Below are 16,103 nucleotides of genomic sequence, written 5' to 3' on the forward strand. Positions count from 1 at the left end.
ATTACACTGACACCGGCAAACCGGAAACAGGAAGACTCGCGGCCGATCTTACGACTGAAGGTATGATTTGCCATTGCCTTATGTATGGGTCTGGTATCCATCCGGCGAGCATGATAAGGAGGTTCGCGACGCGACGATGACAATCTTTTATCGTGTCGCAATCGTCGGACGCACCCGTATCCGGTGATCGGTTGCGTTGTGGGCCACATACGCTGGTCCCGCCAAGCCGGACGATCCGTAAACGGGCTGCCGGGAGGATCCCGCCCATGCAGGCGCTGGTGGCGAAGGTGATGGACCAACGGCTGATCGACCTGCTTGCCCTGTGGCGGGCGGCGGGGCCGATCGACGACCCGTCCGATCGCTTCTCGGCCCATGCCGACCATCTGCTGGTGATCGACATTGATTGCGCGGGCAACCGCTACACCCATTACGGCCGCGCCTTCGTCCGCCATTTCGGGGCCGATCTGGCCGGATGCGTCATCGACCGTCTGCCCGCCGACATCCTGCCCGCCGACCGGCGCGGCATGCTCGATTTCGACTACGCCTATGCCCGCCGGGTCAAACGACCGCTGTGGCGCTCTTATACCGCGATGTTCGACCACGATGCCCATGAAGAGACGTGGCAGCGGCTGGTTCTGCCCGCCGGGGGCGACCGGCTGGTGGTCGGGGCCTATCCGGTGACCGTCCGCCACCTCGCCGATCCTGGGGCCGAATTGCTGCGGATGGTGCTGGACCGGGTGCCGGTGGTGCTGAACGACGAGGATGGGATCGACGATCTGGCGCTGTCGTTGCGCGCCTTTTGCGACCACCAGATTCATCTGGCCGAGCTGGAATGGCGGGCCACCCGCGATTCATTGACCGGCATTGCCAACCGCGCCCATTTCCACCATCTGGCCGGGATGGAACTGGACCATGCCCGCCGGATGGGGCGGCCGTTTACCGTGCTGGCGCTCGATCTCGATTATTTCAAGCGGATCAACGACCGCTGGGGCCACGCCACCGGGGATTCGGCGTTGCGGGCCTTTGTCACCGCCTGTCGCCAGGCCCTGCGCGAGGGCGATATCCTGGGCCGGATCGGCGGCGAGGAATTCGCGGTTGCCTTGCCCGGCACCGGGGGCGAGGGGGCGCGGCTGATCGCCGAACGGCTGCGTCAGCAGGTCGAGCAGGTGGTGTTGCAGGCCGAGACCGGCGAAACCGCGAGGATGACGGTCAGCATCGGCGTTGCGTCCTGGGTCGAATCCGCCGTTGCCGCGCTGGCTCCGGACGATATCGCCGTGATGCTGAACCGGGCGGATGGCGCGCTGTACCGCGCCAAGGATGCCGGGCGCAACCGGGTCGAGGTCGCGCCGGAAGAGTGATCCGGCGCAGGGAAACAAGATGGAGCCCTAGAGTGCGGGATGGATTGTGGGTGTTTGCGTATGGCTCGCTGATGTGGCGGCCGGATTTTCCCCATGTCGAGGTTCTGGCCGCCCGTTTGTGGGGCTATCACCGCGCCTTGTGCATCCTCTCCAACCATTATCGCGGCACGCCGGAGCGGCCGGGACTGGTGCTGGGGCTCGATCGTGGCGGGTCGTGCCTGGGGCGGGCGTTCTGGGTCGCGCCCGATGATGTCGAAGAGGCGCGCCAGCGCCTGATCGCCCGCGAGATGATCGGGGGCGTCTACCGGCCCTGTTATCTGCCGGTCCAGCTCGAAGACGGGCGGACGGTGTCGGCCTGGGCCTTTGTCGCCGACCGTAGCCACGATCAATATTACCGGGTGAGTGATCCCGCCGCCCTGGTCGGGCTGGTGTGCCAAGGCACCGGCTGTGCCGGAACCAGCCGCGATTATTTGGCCGAGACGGTGGCGCATCTGACCGATCTCGGCATCGCCGACAGCGCGCTGCACCGCCTGCTGGCGCAGGTCGATGCGGCGCGCCAGAGCGGGCGGCTTAGTCCAGTTGGTACATCAGCGCCTTGAGATAGGCGCTTTCCGGCAGCCAGGGATGGACCGGATGGTCGGACGAAGCCCCGGCCGAGCGGATGATCCGGCCGCTGCGCCCGGCCTGTTGCAGCCCGCGCGCGGTTTCGAGGGCAAAGGCCTCGACCGGCATGTGGTGCGAGCACGAGGCGCAGAACAGGAAACCGCCGGGTTCGACCAGGGCGGCGGCAAGACGGGTCATCTTGCGATAGCCCTTGGCCCCGGCACCCAGATCCTTGCGCGATTTGACGAAGGCGGGAGGATCGACCACCACCACCCCGAATTTTTCGCCCGCGGCGGCGAGGCGTTCCATTTCGGCGAAGGATTCGGCGCGGACGGTCTGGACCGCGACCTTGTTCAACTCGGCGGCGCGGGCGGCCAGCGCCAGCGAGGTTTCCGAGCGATCGACCGCGATCACCTCGCTTGCACCGGCGATTGCCGCCTGAACGGCAAAGCCGCCGGCATAGGTATAGACGTCCAGCACGCGGCGCCCCGCAGAGACGCGGGCGACGGCGGCGCGGTTGTCGCGCTGATCGTAGAACCAGCCGGTCTTCTGGCCGTCCTGAAGATCGGCGACGAAGCGGCAGCCGTTTTCCTCCAGCTCGACCGGACCGTCGATCGACCCGGCGACGACGCGATGCTCGGGCTGCAAGCCTTCATGGATGCGGGCCGGGCTGTCATTGACCAGCAGCACCACGGCGCGGGGCGACAGCAACGCGTCGAACACCGCCAGCAGATCGGGCAACAGCCGTTCCATCCCGGCGGTGTTGGTCTGCACCGCCAGCACGTCGCCGAAACGATCGACCACCAGACCGGGCAGCCCGTCGGCCTCGGAATGGATCAGCCGGTAAAACGGGCGGGGATACAAGGTCTGGCGCAGGGCCAGGGCGGCGGACAGCCGGGCCGCCAGAAAGGCGCGGTCGATCGTTTGGGCCGGATCGCGCGACAGCAGCCGCACCGAAATCAGCGAGTGGGGGTTGAAGGTCGCGATGCCCAGCCGCTCGCCCCCGGCGTCGATCAGCGAGACCAGCCCGCCCGGCGGCAACAGCCGGGTTTCGGGGGTCATCTCGATCTCGTTGGAAAAGACCCAGGGATGACCGGCGCGGAGCCGTTTCGAATGGCCCTTGGCCAAGGTCAGGGTGGGAAGGGGGGCGGCGGCGATGTCGGGGGGGTTGTCTGCGTGCGTCATGCAGGGCACTGTAAGGCTCCCGACCGCCGCCGCCAAGAGGCTGATCCGCGGAAGGATGAAGTCTTATCCTTTTTGATGTATATCTAGAGGCACAGGGGCCTTCCTCTCCTCCGCTTCGGTCTGTCGGAAATCAGGAGTTCCGCATGGGACATAGCCACGAGTCTTCCCCTTACTGCGAAGCGGTGATCCGCAAATTCACCCTGGCGGCCGTGGTGTGGGGCATTTTGGGCTTCCTGGTTGGCGATTTCATCGCCTGGCAGCTGGCCTTTCCCATCCTCAATCTCGACCTGGAATGGACGACGTTCGGCCGGTTGCGGCCGGTCCATACCACGACGGTGATCTTCGCGTTCGGCGGCAACGTGCTGATGGCGACCTCGCTGTATGTCGTCCAGCGCACCTGTCGCGCCACCTTGTTCGGCGGCGAGCAGCTGGGGGCGGTCCTGTTCTGGGGCTATAATCTGTTCCTCGCCCTGGCGCTGGGATCCTATGCGCTGGGCTATACCCAGGCGCAGGAATATGCCGAGCCGGAATGGGCGCTCGACCTGCTGTTGCTGGTGGTGTGGGTGATCTATCTCGCGATCTTCTCCGGGACGCTGCTGAAGCGGCGCGAGCCCCACATCTATGTCGCCAATTGGTTCTTTCTGTCGATGATTCTGACTGTCGCGCTGCTCCATCTCGGCAACAATCTTGCGATCCCGGTCAGTCTGACCAAAAGCTATCCGCTGTTCGGCGGAGTCCAGAACGCGATGACCCAATGGTGGTACGGTCACAACGCGGTCGGATTCTTCCTGACCGCCGGGTTCCTGGGGATCATGTATTACTTTGTCCCCAAGCGGGCCGAGCGGCCGGTCTATTCCTACCGCCTGTCGATTGTCCATTTCTGGGCGCTGATCTTCCTCTATATCTGGGCCGGTCCGCACCACCTCCACTACACCGCGCTTCCCGATTGGGCGCAGACGCTGGGGATGACCTTCTCGGTGATGCTGTGGATGCCGTCGTGGGGCGGGATGCTGAACGGTCTGATGACGCTGTCGGGGGCGTGGGACAAGCTGCGGACCGATCCGGTGATCCGCTTCATGGTCACCTCGGTCGCCTTCTACGGCATCTCGACCTTCGAGGGGCCGCTGATGGCGATCCGCTCGGTCAACGCCTTGTCGCACTACACCGATTGGGGCATCGGCCACGTTCATTCCGGGGCGTTGGGCTGGGTCGCCTTCATCTCGTTCGGGGCGATCTATTTCATGGTGCCCAAGCTGTGGGGCAAGTCCGAAATGTATTCGCTGCGTCTGGTCGGCATTCACTTCTGGATCGCGACGATCGGCATCGTTCTCTACATCACCGCGATGTGGATTTCCGGGATCATGCAGGGGCTGATGTGGCGTGCCTATGACAGCTATGGCTTCCTCGAATATTCCTTTGTCGAGACGGTCAAGGCGATGCACCCCTATTACGTGATCCGCGCCATCGGCGGGGCATTGTTCCTCACCGGCGGGCTGGTGATGGCCTATAACGTGGCGCGGACGATTTTCGGCGCGGACGCGGCGCGGGTCGCCGCGCCCCAGCCCAGCCCGGTCGGCTAAAGGAGGACCCGGACGATGTCGCTGTTCAAACATCACGCCCGGATCGAGACCAACGCCCTGCTGCTGACGGTTGGCATCGTGGTGACGGTGTCGGTGGGAGGGCTGGTCGAGGTCGCGCCGCTGTTCTCGATCGAATCGACGATCGAGCGGGTCGAGGGGGTCCGCCCCTATAGCCCGCTGGAGCAGGCCGGGCGCGACATCTATCTGCGCGAGGGCTGCTATAATTGTCACAGCCAGATGATCCGCCCGTTCAAGGACGAGGCCGAGCGCTATGGTCATTACAGCCTCGCCGCCGAATCGAAATACGATCATCCGTTTCAGTGGGGGTCGAAGCGCACCGGTCCCGATCTCGCCCGCGTCGGCGGCAAATATGCCAGCGACTGGCATGTCCGTCACATGATCGACCCGCGTTCAGTGGTGCCGGGCTCGGTGATGCCGGGCTATCCCCACCTGACGCGGCCGCTCGATTACGGCGATATCGGCACCCGGCTCAAGGTGTTGCGGCAGGTCGGCGTCCCCTATGACGATGCTCAGATCGAGGGGGCCGCTCACGATCTGGAAGAGCAAGCCCTGGCCGATCCCAACGGCGCGCCGCCCCCGGTCGTCGCCCGCTATCCCAAGGCCCGGTTGGGCCGGGCGGTCGAAAGCCCCGAGAACGGGCCGGTGACCGAGATGGATGCGCTGGTGGCGTATCTTCAGGTGCTGGGAACGATGGTCGATTTCACCCAGGTCGATCCCGCTTTGATTCGCCGTTGACCGAAGAAGGGACACGCCGATGCCGTCCGCCTTTATCGACGAGGTCTTGCGGCCCTTCTGGGGCTTGTGGCTGATGGGGATCTTTCTCGCGATTATTGTCGCCGTCTATTGGCCGGGCAATCGCGGGCGGATGGAAGAGCATGGCAGCATTCCGCTGCGCGACGATGACGACGAGAGGCAGGAGGGCGCGCCATGGCATCGGTAGAGAAAGATCCCGTCACCGGCCGCTATACCACCGGCCACGAATGGGACGGTATCCGCGAACTGAACACGCCGTTGCCGCGCTGGTGGATTTTGGTCTTTTGGGTCTGCGTGATCTGGTCGATCGGCTATTGGATCCTGATGCCGACCTGGCCGTTGCTGAACGGCTATACCCCAGGGATTCTCGGCTATTCCTCGCGCGGCGATCTGGAGGGCGAGATCGCCGCGCAGAAGACCGAGCGTGCCGTCTGGCTGAACCGGATCGAATCGCTGCCTGCCGCCGCGGTCGAGGCCGATCCCGAATTGCTGACCTATGCCCGCGCCGGGGGGCGGATCGCTTTCGAGGAGAATTGCGCCCCCTGTCACGGGATCGGCGGCGTCGGGGCCTTTGGCTATCCCACCCTGGCCGATGACGAGTGGCTGTGGGGCGGCACGATCGACGAGATCGAGCAGACGGTCAAATTCGGCGTCCGGAATTCGAACCCGAACACCCATCTGAGCGAAATGCCCAAGTTCGGGGTCGATGGCATCCTGACGCCTGAACAGATCGAGCAGGTGGCCGATTACGTCCTGACCGTCGCCGACCGCGCTCCGGTGGCGAGCCTGCCGGGGGCGGCGATCTTTGCCGAGAATTGCGCGGTCTGCCATGGCGAGGCCGGGGAGGGCAACAAGGAGATCGGTGCGCCCGCTCTGTCCAATCAGATCTGGCTGTACGCCAGCAAACTCGGCAACCAGACGCCCGAAATCCGCGACGCCGAAATCCGCGCCACGGTGATCGCTCAGGTGACCCGGCCCCGCCACGGCGCGATGCCGGCCTGGTCCGAGCGGTTGGGGCCGGGGACGATCCGGATGTTGGCGGTGTATGTCCATACACTGGGAGGCGGGCGGTGACTGAGCCCGAGGGCAATTCTCTTTATGCCCGGTCCGAAACCATTCAGCCCCGCTCGGTCCGGGGCCGTTTCCGCTCGTGGAAATATCTGGCGATGGTGGTGCTGCTGCCCTGGTGGTATCTGGCACCGTTCCTGCGCTGGGACCGTGGCCTTGGAGCGCCCGATCAGGCGATCCTGATCGATATGGGGGGGCGGCGGGCCTATTTCCTTGGGCTCGAAATCTGGCCGCAGGAAGTCTATTACCTGACCGGCATCCTGGTCGTCGCGGCGATTGTCCTGTTCCTCGTCAGCGCGCTGTATGGGCGGGTGTGGTGCGGCTTCCTGTGCTGGCAGACCGTCTATACCGACCTGTTCGTCCAGATCGAGCGAATGGTGATCGGCGACCGCACCCGCCGTCTGGCGCTCGACCGCGCGCCTTGGAGCCTGGATAAGCTGGCGCGCAAGGGGGCGGTCCACCTGCTGTGGATCTTGATCTCGGGGGCCTGCGGCATTGCCTTCACGCTGTATTTCGGCGATGCCCCCACGATGCTGCCTGCGATCCTGACCGGGCGCGAAAGCGTCGCGGTCTATGGTGCGATCGCGGTCGTCGGCGGCTTTTGCTACCTGCTGGCCGGGTTCGCCCGCGAGCAGGTCTGCCTCTATATGTGTCCCTATTCCCGCTTTCAGGCGGCGATGTTCGACGAGCATTCGCTGATCGTCGGCTATGAAACCTGGCGGGGCGAGCCGCGCGGCCGCTGGCGCAAGGGCCAGCCGTTCGAGGGACGCGGCCATTGCATTGATTGCGGGGTGTGCGTCGCGGTCTGTCCGACCGGAGTCGATATCCGCAACGGTTCGCAACTCGGCTGCATCGGCTGCGGCCTGTGCATCGACGGTTGCGATTCGATGATGGACCGGGTCGGGTTGCCGCGCGGCCTGATTACCTGGGACTCGATCGCCAGTCAGGCCGCCCGCGCCCAGGGCGAGACGCCGCGGCATCGGCTGGTGCGGCCGCGCACCCTGGTCTATGGCGCGATTCTGGCGGTGGCGCTGGGGGTGATCGGGTGGTCGCTGCTGGGGCGCTCGACGACCGAGATGACCGTGCTGCACGAGCGGGCGCTGCTGTATGTCCGCCTGTCGGACGGGTCGATCCGCAATGGTTATGTCGTCAAGATCCTCAACAAAGTGCGGTCGGAGCGGCAATTCACCCTCGACATCGAGGGGCTGGAAGGGGTGCGGATGTCGGTGATCGGCGGCGGGCCGCATTTGAAGGTCGCGCCGGATTCGGTCGGCAGTTTCACCGTCTTCGTGACCGCCGCCGCCGGGATCGCCACCGGGCGGCGGGTGCCGCTGGTGTTCGTCCTGCGCGATCAGAAGGGGGGCGACGAAACCCGCGCCGAATCCCTGTTCGTCGGGCCGGACCGATGAGTGCCGACCGTCGTCCCGGCTGGTGGTATCCCTATATCTTCGTCGCCGTTTTCGGGCTGGTGGTCGCGGTCAACGCGACGATGGTCTGGCTGGCCGGAACCACCTTTTCCGGGCTGTCGACCGAGCGGGCCTATGACAAGGGCATCGCCTATAACCGGGCACTGGAGGCGGCCCGCCGTCAGGAGGCGCTGGGCTGGACGGTGACGACAACGACCGAGCCGGTTCCCGACGGCTCCGGCACCCGTATCGTCCAGACCTATCGCGACCGCGACGGACTGCCGGTCGTCGGGCTGCGGGTCCGGGTCCGTTTGTCCCGTCCCGCCGCCCAGGGCTATGACCGCGACGTCGTCCTCGCCGCCGCGGCACCGGGCGACCATGCCGCGACCGTCGCCCTGCCGCTGCCCGGCCTGTGGGATCTTCAGGCGGTGGCCGAGGGCGACGGGGTCAGCTACCAAAGTTTCCGCCGCTTCGTCGCGCCGTGACCGCGCCGGTCGCGCTCTGCCGTCACTGCGGCGCGCCGCTGGGGGAGGGAGGCGCGGATCGGGACGGGTTTTGCTGCGCCGGATGCGCCGCCGCCTATGCGTTGATCTCGGCCCAGGGGCTCGACCTCTATTACCGCCGCCGCTGCCTCGACCCCACGGTGCCGCCGCCGCGCCCCGCCGCCGACGATGTCGCCGCCGCCTGGTCCGAGCATGTCGTGCTGCTGCCGGGAGGCGAGGCGAGCCTGTCGCTGATGGTCGATGGGGTTCAGTGCGGCGCCTGCGTCTGGCTGATCGAATCCCTGCTGACCCGCCAGCCCGGGGTGACCTGGGCCAGGGTCAACCTCACCACCCGCCGTCTGGCCCTGCGGTTCCGTCCCGATCAAACCGGTCCCGACGCGGTGTTGGCTCCGGTGCTGGCGGTGGGCTATCGGCTGGTGCCGTTCGATCCCGAGCGGCTGGAGTCCGACGAGCGGCGGCGCGAACGGGCCTTGCTGCGGGCGATGGCGGTGACCGGTTTCGCCGCCGCCAACGTGATGCTGCTGTCGGTGTCGGTGTGGGCCGGACATGCCCAGGGGATGGGACCGGCGACGCGGGGGCTGTTGCATTGGCTGTCGGCGCTGGTGGCGCTGCCCGCCATCGTCTATGGCCTGCGTCCGTTTGCCGCCTCGGCGCTGACCGCGCTCCGGGCGGGGCGGACCAACATGGACGTACCGATCACGATCGGCGTCGTGCTGACCTCGGCGATGAGCCTGTGGGAGACGATTGCCGCCGGTCCCCACGTCTATTTCGACTCGGCGGTCAGCCTGTTGTTCTTCCTGCTGATCGGGCGTTATCTCGATGCACGGGCGCGCGGCCGGGCACGCAACGCGGTCGAGCATCTGCTGGCGCTCGACGCCCGGGCCGTGCTGGTGATCGAGGCTGACGGCAGCCGTCGGCTGGTGCCGCCGCGCCGGGTCGCGGTGGGACAGACCGTTCTGGTCGCGGCGGGCGAGCGGGTGGGCATCGACGGCAGGGTCATCGAGGGCTGCTCCGACGTCGAATCCGGGCTGCTGACCGGGGAAAGCGTGCCGGTCGCCGCTGCTCCGGGCAGTCTGCTCTATGCCGGAACGATCAATCTGACCGCGCCGCTCCGGTTGCGGGTGACGGCGGTCGGCGAGGAGACTTTGCTGGCCGGGATCGTCCGGATGATGGAGGACGCCGAGCAGGGCCGCGCCCGCCACGTCGCCTTGGCCGAGCGGGTGGCCGGCTGGTACGCCCCGGTGGTGCATTTGACTGCGCTGGCCACCTTCGTCGGCTGGGGTGTGCTGGCGGGGATGGCGTGGCAGCCGGCGCTGCTGATCGCGGTATCGGTGCTGATCGTCACCTGTCCCTGTGCCCTGGCCCTGGCGGTGCCGGTGGTCCAGGTCGTTGCCAGCGGGCGGTTGATGCGTCGTGGCGTGCTGGTCAAATCGGCGACGGCGCTGGAACGCTTGGCCGCGGTCGATCATGTCGTGTTCGACAAGACCGGGACGCTGACCGCCGGGCGTCCGCTGCTCTGCCGTGACGGTGGCTGGAGCGAGGACGATCTGGCCGACGCGGCGGCGCTGGCGGTTCGCTCGACCCATCCGCTCGCCCGCGCCCTGGCGGCGGCGGCGCCCCAGGCGCGCCCGGCCGATGGTGTCGTCGAGCATCCCGGCCAGGGCCTGAGCCGCCCGGACGGGGTGCGGCTGGGCGCGCGGGCTTTTGTCGGGGTGCCCGACAGCGGCGAGTCCGACGGCCCGGGCTTGTGGCTGGCCCGGCCCGGCCGCGCCTCGGTTCGCTTTGTCTTTGCCGATGCGCCGCGCGTCGATGCGGCGGAGACCATCGCCGCGCTGGGCCGTCTCGGCCTGTCGGTTGAAATGCTGTCGGGCGACCGTCCCGCGATTGTCGCCGGGCTGGCCCGCGCGGTGGGAATAACCGATTGGCGTGGCGGCTGCGCTCCGGCGGACAAGGTGGCCCGGCTGACCGCGCTGGCGGCGGCCGGGCGGCGGGTGCTGATGGTCGGCGACGGTCTCAACGACGCGCCCGCGCTGGCCGCCGCTCATGTCTCGATCTCCCCCGCCTGCGGGGCCGATATCAGCCGCGCCGCCGCCGATCTGGTGTTTCAGGGGGCGGGGCTGGCACCGGTGGCCGAAGCGGTCGGGGTGGCCCGCCGGGCTCGCGCCGTGACCGGGCAGAACCTCGCGCTGTCGGTCGGCTACAATCTGTTGGCGGTGCCGCTGGCGATCGCCGGGGTGGTGACGCCTCTGATCGCGGCGATTGCCATGTCCGCCTCGTCGCTGCTAGTAATCGTCAACGCCCTGCGTCTGTCCGGCGGGAGGCGGTAACCGATGGAAACCCTGCTGATGCTGATCCCGGTGGCCCTGATTCTGGGCCTGCTCGGGCTGGTTGGTTTTCTCTGGTCGTTGCGCTCCGGTCAGTTCGACGATATGGACGGTGCCGCCCAGCGCATTCTGTTCGACGACGATGACGATGCGCCGCCGCCGCCTGGGCGCCGACAAGAATAAAAGGGAGCAACAGGTGAGCCGCGAAATCACGATCCGGCGGGTGACCACCCGCGACATCCGCGCCCGCAAGGGGGCCGAGCCGCTGGTGGCGCTGACCGCCTATACCGCCCCGATCGCCCGTCTGCTCGATCCGGTCTGCGACATCCTGCTGGTCGGGGATTCGTTGGGCATGGTCGTCTATGGGATGGAAACGACCCTGGCGGTAACGCTCGACATGATGATCAACCATGGCCGCGCCGTGGTGACCTCGTCGTCCCATGCCTGCGTCGTCGTCGATCTGCCGTTCGGCAGCTATCAGGAAAGCCCCGAACAGGCGTTCCGCGCCTCGGCCCGAGTGTTGGCCGAGACCGGCTGTGCCGCCGTCAAGCTGGAGGGCGGCCGCGAGATGGCCGACACCATCGCCTTTCTGGTCGAGCGGGGCATTCCAGTGATGGCCCATATCGGGCTGAAGCCGCAGATGGTCCACACCATCGGCGGCTTTCGCGCCCAAGGCCGCAGCGAGGCCGAAGCCGAACAGATCCGCGCCGACGCCCGCGCGGTTACCGACGCCGGGGCTTTTTCCGTGGTGGTCGAGGGCACGATCGAGCCGGTTGCCCGCGCCCTGTCGGCCGAGATCGCGATTCCCACCATTGGCATCGGCGCCTCGGCCGCCTGCGATGGGCAGGTGCTGGTGATTGACGACGTGCTGGGGCTGTTCGATGATTTCACCCCGAAATTCGTCAAGCGCTATGCCGATTTGCGCCCGGCGATCCGCACGGCGGTGGAGCATTATGCCGCCGAAGTCCGGGCGCGCGCGTTTCCGGCACCGGAGCATTGCTTCGGCCTGCCTCGTCAGGAGGGTTGATCAATGAGTCATGAAGTCGACGTCGTCCGCGCCGTCGCCGATCTGCGCGGCCGGGTTCGCTATTGGCGCGACCAGGGGCTGGGCGTCGCCTTGGTGCCGACGATGGGGGCGCTGCACCGGGGACATATGAGCCTGATCGCCCAGGCGCTGGAAACGGCCGACCGGGTGGTGGCCTCGATCTTCGTCAATCCGATCCAGTTCGGCCCCGGCGAGGATTTCTCGCGCTATCCCCGCCAGGAGGCCGAGGATGCCGCGATGTTGTCGAAGGCCGGATGCCACCTGCTGTTCGCGCCCCAGGTCGCCGAGATGTATCCCGACGGCTTTGCGACCCAGGTCCGCGTCGCCGGTCTGACCGAGGGATTGTGCGGGGCCGCCCGTCCCGGCCATTTCGACGGGGTGACGACGGTGGTGGCCAAGCTGATGTTGCAGGTCCAGCCCGATATCGCCCTGTTCGGCGAAAAGGATTATCAGCAACTGGCGGTGATTCGCCGGATGGTCTGCGATCTCGACATTCCGGTGTCGGTGGTGGGCGTCGGGATCGTCCGCGAGGAAGACGGGCTGGCGCTGTCGTCGCGCAACGCCTACCTCTCCGCCGAGCAGCGGGCGATCGCTCCGGCGCTGTACCGCACCCTGTGCGCCACCGCCGAGGCGATTGCCGCTGGCCGTCCCGCCTCCGAGGCCTGTGCGGCGGCGGCGCGGACCCTGGTCGAGGCCGGGTTCGAGTCGGTCGATTACGTCGAAGCGCGCGAGGCCGACAGTCTGGCTCCGGTCGAAATTCCCGTCCGCCCGTCGCGGCTGCTGGCCGCCGCCCGTCTGGGGACGACCCGCCTGATCGATAATGTGGCTCTGATCCCGGCGGCTTAACCGAAATCCGGCGGAGCGGTCGTCCTGACCCTCCGCCGGTTTATGTTACCAGACCAGACGCGGCAGGGCGGCCTTGGGGCGGTCGCCATGGCGGCGGATCAGGGCGTCGAGCCGGGCCGGATCGGGCTGGTCGCCCCAGGCGATGCCCAGTTCCTCGGCATGGATGCCGCCGGTCACCAGTACCGAATCGATCCCGGCCTTGCGGGCACCGCGAATATCGGTGTGCAGCGCGTCGCCGATGGCGAGAACGCGGGCGCGGTCGGTGATGCCAAGTCGTTCGAGCGCGGTGTCGTAGATCGCCGGGTCGGGCTTGCCGCGCTCGACCACCACGCCGCCCAACGAGCGGTAGATATCGGCCAGCGCTCCGGCGCAGACGATCCGCTTGCCCTGGCGGATGACCTCGCGGTCGGGATTGGCGCAGATCATCGGCAGGACGCGGGCGCGGGCGACGGTCAGGATCGGGCGGTAATCGCTGGCGCTTTCCGCCAGATCGACCGGTCCGGTATTGAGGACGAAATCGGCCTCGCCCAACTCGACCGCCTCATATTCGAGATCGTCGAAGACGTTGCGGTCGCGTTCCGGCCCCAGATGATAAAGCCGTCGTCCCAGCGCGGCGAAATCGGGCTCGTCGCGCCGCTCCAGCCCCTGGTGCACTGCGTCGCCCGAGGACAGCGCCTCGTCATAGAGGGCGCGGTCGATCCCCATCGCCGACAATTGGGCGATCAGCGCGGCGGAACGGCGGGGCGCGTTCGACAGCAGCAGCGTGCGCTTGCCCGCAGCGCGCAAGGCGGTGAGACAGTCTGCGACGTCCGGATAGGCGGCGACGCCGTCATGGACCACCCCCCACAGATCGAGGATGAGTCCGTCATAGCCTTCGATCAGGTCCGACAGCCCGGCGGCGAGGTCGGTCATGACGGCTTGCTGTCGCGCAGATCGGCCCCGACCGCTTCGGCGATCGAGGAGAAGCCGTCGCGGGTGAGCAGGTCCAGCATGTCGCGCTTGATCTGGGTGACCAGACCGGGGCCGCCATAGATCAGGGCCGAATAGAGCTGGACCAGCGACGCCCCGGCGCGAATCTTGGCATAGGCTTCCGAGCCCGAGGCGATGCCGCCGACACCGATGATCGGCAGTTTGCCGTGGGTCAGCTCGTACATCCGCCGCAGCATCGCCGTCGAGGAGGCGAACAGCGGCGCCCCGGACAGGCCGCCGGTTTCGGACGCGTGGGGCGAGCGCAGCGAGTCCGGACGGGCCACGGTGGTGTTCGAGACGATCAGCCCGTCCAGATCGCCCGCCAGCGCGACGGCGGCGATGTCGGACAGATCCTCCCAGGCGAGGTCGGGGGCGATCTTCAGCAGCAGCGGCGGGGCCGCCTTCGGCATCGAGCGGATCAGGGCAGAGCGGGTGCGGCGGACCAGCGATTCAAGCTGGTCGCGTCCCTGCAACGCCCGTAGGCCGGGGGTGTTGGGCGACGAGACGTTGATGACCAGATAATCCGACAACGGTCCCAGCCGGGCCGCGCCTTTTTCATAATCGGCGGCGGCGTCCTCGGTGGTCTTGTTCTTGCCCAGATTGGCCCCGACCAGACCGCCCCGGCTGCGCCGCGCAGCGAGACGGGCCGCCACCGCCTCGAGTCCCTGGTTGTTGAAGCCCATCCGGTTGATGATCGCGGCGTCGGCGGTCAGCCGGAACAGGCGCGGGCGCGGATTGCCGGGTTGCGGCAACGGCGTCACCGATCCGATCTCGACAAAGCCGAATCCCTGGGCCAGCATGGCGTCGGGAACCTCGGCGTTCTTGTCGAATCCCGCCGCCAGACCGACCGGGTTGGGGAAGGTCCGTCCCCACAGCCGAACCGCCAGGGCGGGCGGGTCGAATGTCGGTTGGGCGGGCACCAGCCCGGCCTGGAGCAGGCGCACGGTCAGGCCATGGGCGGTTTCGGGATCGAGCAGGCGGAGCAAAGGGCCGGCCAGGCGGAAAAGATCGGGCATTCGTGTCCTCGAACGGCGGGCGGCGCGTAACGGCGGCGGACCATAGCCGATGACGCGGGTAAAGGCCAGACGTCCCTCGTCCCGGGAGAAACAAGGCGGACGGATTTGCCGTGATGGCGGTGTTATGGCGAATCAAAGGGCTTGAGCTAAGCGTCTAGTGCGATTGCCCTATGTCCTTGAGCGTTTTTTGTGGCGGAGCCCACACAGGTTTGCCACCATGCGACGGGGTAGACGGGCGCGTTGACGACCGAGAGACTGACGGTGAATGTGAAATGAAAATTCTTATCGCCGATGACCACGAATTATTTCGCGACGGGTTGCGGCATGTTCTCAGCCAGTTCGAAGGCCCTCCGACCGTAATCGAGGCCAGCGATTTTCCTCAGGCGATTGCCGCCGCCGAGCGCGAATCCGATATCGGAATCGTCCTGCTTGATCTGGCAATGCCGGGAATGAGCTGGGGCGACGGGCTGGCCAAACTGCGCGAGGTGTTGCCCTCCGATGTGCCGGTGATCGTTCTTTCCGCCTCTGACGACCGTCGCCACGTTCTCCAGGCGGTCAACATGGGCGCGGCCGGGTTCATCCCGAAAACCTCGTCGAGCCGGGTGATGCTGTCGGCGCTGAAGCTGGTTCTGTCGGGGGGCGTCTATCTGCCGCCCGCTCTGCTCGATCAGGGTCCGTCGGGCAGCGATGCCGCCGGATTGCCGGTGGCCGGGGAATCCGCCCTGGCGGCGTTGACCCCGCGTCAGCGCGAGGTGCTGGCTCTGCTCGGTCAGGGCAAGTCGAACAAGGAAATCGCCCGGGTGCTGGAACTGGCCGAAGGGACGGTCAAGCTGCATGTCACCGCGATCTTGAAGGCGCTGAACGTCAACAACCGCACCCGTGCGGTGGTGGCGGCCTCGCATCTCGGCCTCAACGGCCCCGATCTCAGCACGTAAGACAGACGGTCCGGTCCGATGACGGGGTTCCGCATCGGACGGGGGCGCGTCACGCCGGGGGCTCGGTCTGGCCCCGGCGGCGGTGGATGTTGAGCCCGATCTCGTCGAGGAAAGCCTGTTCCTTGCGGTCGCGTTCCTCATCGGCGCGGCGTTTGCGTTCGCGCTCGGTGATTTCGTAGGTTTTCAACTGGTTGAAGGCTTCGGACAATTCGTCCCCGGCCCGGACGATCTCGGCCCGAATCTGCTCGAGCATCGAATCGAGCTGGGCGCGGCGGTTCAGCCATGACCGGGCATAAGCCCCATAGACGAACCCGATCCCGGTCAGATCGGCGGCGGCGGCCCGCTGCTCCGCGATCAACTGCGCCTCGGCGGCGGTGATGTCGGCCAGAATCTCGTCCTCGCGGGCCTGAAGCGCGGTCAGGGCGCGCCGCTTGTCATCGACCGTCCATTTCGACAGCCGGATCAGGGTGGCCAGACCTTTGGTGGCCATC

17 protein-coding genes are annotated in these 16,103 nt (G+C 67.0%); 13 read left to right on the forward strand and 4 right to left on the reverse strand.

Features of this window, described 5'->3' with window-relative positions; genetic code table 11:
• Nucleotides 1-266 precede the first annotated feature (266 nt).
• Together BLW40_RS13570 and BLW40_RS13575 are read left to right on the forward strand one after the other, a co-directional pair.
• Nucleotides 267-1,358, forward strand: coding sequence for a GGDEF domain-containing protein (locus BLW40_RS13570; RefSeq protein WP_074769475.1), 1,092 nt, complete (start codon nt 267-269; stop codon nt 1,356-1,358).
• A 50-nt stretch (nt 1,359-1,408) separates the two neighbouring features.
• Entirely contained in the window at nt 1,409-1,957 is a 549-nt protein-coding gene (locus BLW40_RS13575; RefSeq protein ID WP_074769649.1) for a gamma-glutamylcyclotransferase, read from the forward strand.
• Here BLW40_RS13575 and BLW40_RS13580 read toward each other — a convergent pair.
• Nucleotides 1,929-3,146 (reverse strand): class I SAM-dependent rRNA methyltransferase, encoded by a 1,218-nt coding sequence (locus BLW40_RS13580; protein ID WP_074769477.1) that lies wholly within the window; start codon nt 3,144-3,146, stop codon nt 1,929-1,931. The genes BLW40_RS13575 and BLW40_RS13580 overlap by 29 nt on opposite strands.
• A 143-nt stretch (nt 3,147-3,289) precedes the next feature.
• Between BLW40_RS13580 and ccoN the strand changes: the two genes are divergently transcribed.
• Genes ccoN through panC form a run of 10 tightly spaced genes read left to right on the forward strand, consistent with a single transcriptional unit; the run spans nt 3,290 to nt 12,692 of the window.
• Complete coding sequence (ccoN, locus tag BLW40_RS13585) at nt 3,290-4,726, forward strand: cytochrome-c oxidase, cbb3-type subunit I (RefSeq protein ID WP_074769479.1); 1,437 nt, start codon at nt 3,290-3,292, stop codon at nt 4,724-4,726.
• Between the two features lie 15 nt (nt 4,727-4,741).
• Nucleotides 4,742-5,482, forward strand: a complete 741-nt coding sequence (gene ccoO / locus BLW40_RS13590) for a cytochrome-c oxidase, cbb3-type subunit II (RefSeq protein WP_074769481.1) — start codon at nt 4,742-4,744, stop codon at nt 5,480-5,482.
• A 19-nt stretch (nt 5,483-5,501) separates the two neighbouring features.
• Entirely contained in the window at nt 5,502-5,687 is a 186-nt protein-coding gene (locus BLW40_RS13595) for a cbb3-type cytochrome oxidase subunit 3 (protein WP_074769483.1), read from the forward strand.
• Nucleotides 5,675-6,574, forward strand: a complete 900-nt coding sequence (gene ccoP / locus BLW40_RS13600) for a cytochrome-c oxidase, cbb3-type subunit III (RefSeq protein ID WP_074769485.1) — start codon at nt 5,675-5,677, stop codon at nt 6,572-6,574. The genes BLW40_RS13595 and ccoP overlap by 13 nt, the downstream gene beginning before the upstream one ends.
• Nucleotides 6,571-7,977: a cytochrome c oxidase accessory protein CcoG gene (gene ccoG, locus BLW40_RS13605; protein WP_074769487.1), complete on the forward strand. Its 1,407-nt coding sequence runs from the start codon at nt 6,571-6,573 to the stop codon at nt 7,975-7,977. Before ccoP ends, ccoG begins: the two co-directional genes overlap by 4 nt.
• Entirely contained in the window at nt 7,974-8,459 is a 486-nt protein-coding gene (locus BLW40_RS13610) for a FixH family protein (RefSeq protein ID WP_074769489.1), read from the forward strand. Before ccoG ends, BLW40_RS13610 begins: the two co-directional genes overlap by 4 nt.
• A complete protein-coding gene (locus tag BLW40_RS13615; protein ID WP_074769491.1) occupies nt 8,456-10,804 on the forward strand; it encodes a heavy metal translocating P-type ATPase in 2,349 nt (782 codons plus the stop codon). Before BLW40_RS13610 ends, BLW40_RS13615 begins: the two co-directional genes overlap by 4 nt.
• A 3-nt stretch (nt 10,805-10,807) precedes the next feature.
• Nucleotides 10,808-10,984, forward strand: coding sequence for a cbb3-type cytochrome oxidase assembly protein CcoS (gene ccoS / locus BLW40_RS13620; protein ID WP_074769493.1), 177 nt, complete (start codon nt 10,808-10,810; stop codon nt 10,982-10,984).
• 13 nt (nt 10,985-10,997) lie between these two features.
• Nucleotides 10,998-11,828, forward strand: coding sequence for a 3-methyl-2-oxobutanoate hydroxymethyltransferase (gene panB, locus BLW40_RS13625; RefSeq protein WP_074769651.1), 831 nt, complete (start codon nt 10,998-11,000; stop codon nt 11,826-11,828).
• A gap of 3 nt (nt 11,829-11,831) precedes the next feature.
• Nucleotides 11,832-12,692 carry a pantoate--beta-alanine ligase gene (gene panC, locus BLW40_RS13630; RefSeq protein ID WP_074769495.1) on the forward strand — a complete coding sequence of 287 codons (861 nt, stop codon included), beginning with the start codon at nt 11,832-11,834 and terminating at the stop codon, nt 12,690-12,692.
• A gap of 45 nt (nt 12,693-12,737) precedes the next feature.
• Here the strand turns inward: panC and BLW40_RS13635 are convergent, their stop codons facing one another.
• A complete protein-coding gene (locus BLW40_RS13635) occupies nt 12,738-13,604 on the reverse strand; it encodes a TIGR01459 family HAD-type hydrolase (protein ID WP_074769497.1) in 867 nt (288 codons plus the stop codon).
• Complete coding sequence (locus tag BLW40_RS13640; protein ID WP_074769499.1) at nt 13,601-14,677, reverse strand: quinone-dependent dihydroorotate dehydrogenase; 1,077 nt, start codon at nt 14,675-14,677, stop codon at nt 13,601-13,603. The genes BLW40_RS13635 and BLW40_RS13640 overlap by 4 nt, the downstream gene beginning before the upstream one ends.
• 272 nt (nt 14,678-14,949) lie before the next feature.
• Here BLW40_RS13640 and BLW40_RS13645 point away from each other — a divergent pair, with 272 nt between their 5' ends.
• Complete coding sequence (locus BLW40_RS13645; RefSeq protein WP_074769501.1) at nt 14,950-15,612, forward strand: response regulator; 663 nt, start codon at nt 14,950-14,952, stop codon at nt 15,610-15,612.
• A 49-nt stretch (nt 15,613-15,661) separates the two neighbouring features.
• Here BLW40_RS13645 and BLW40_RS13650 read toward each other — a convergent pair whose 3' ends face one another.
• Nucleotides 15,662-16,102, reverse strand: coding sequence for a hypothetical protein (locus BLW40_RS13650; RefSeq protein ID WP_074769503.1), 441 nt, complete (start codon nt 16,100-16,102; stop codon nt 15,662-15,664).
• Nucleotide 16,103 lies beyond the last annotated feature (1 nt).

The organism is Magnetospirillum fulvum, assembly GCF_900108475.1.
Lineage (GTDB): Bacteria > Pseudomonadota > Alphaproteobacteria > Rhodospirillales > Magnetospirillaceae > Phaeospirillum > Phaeospirillum fulvum_A.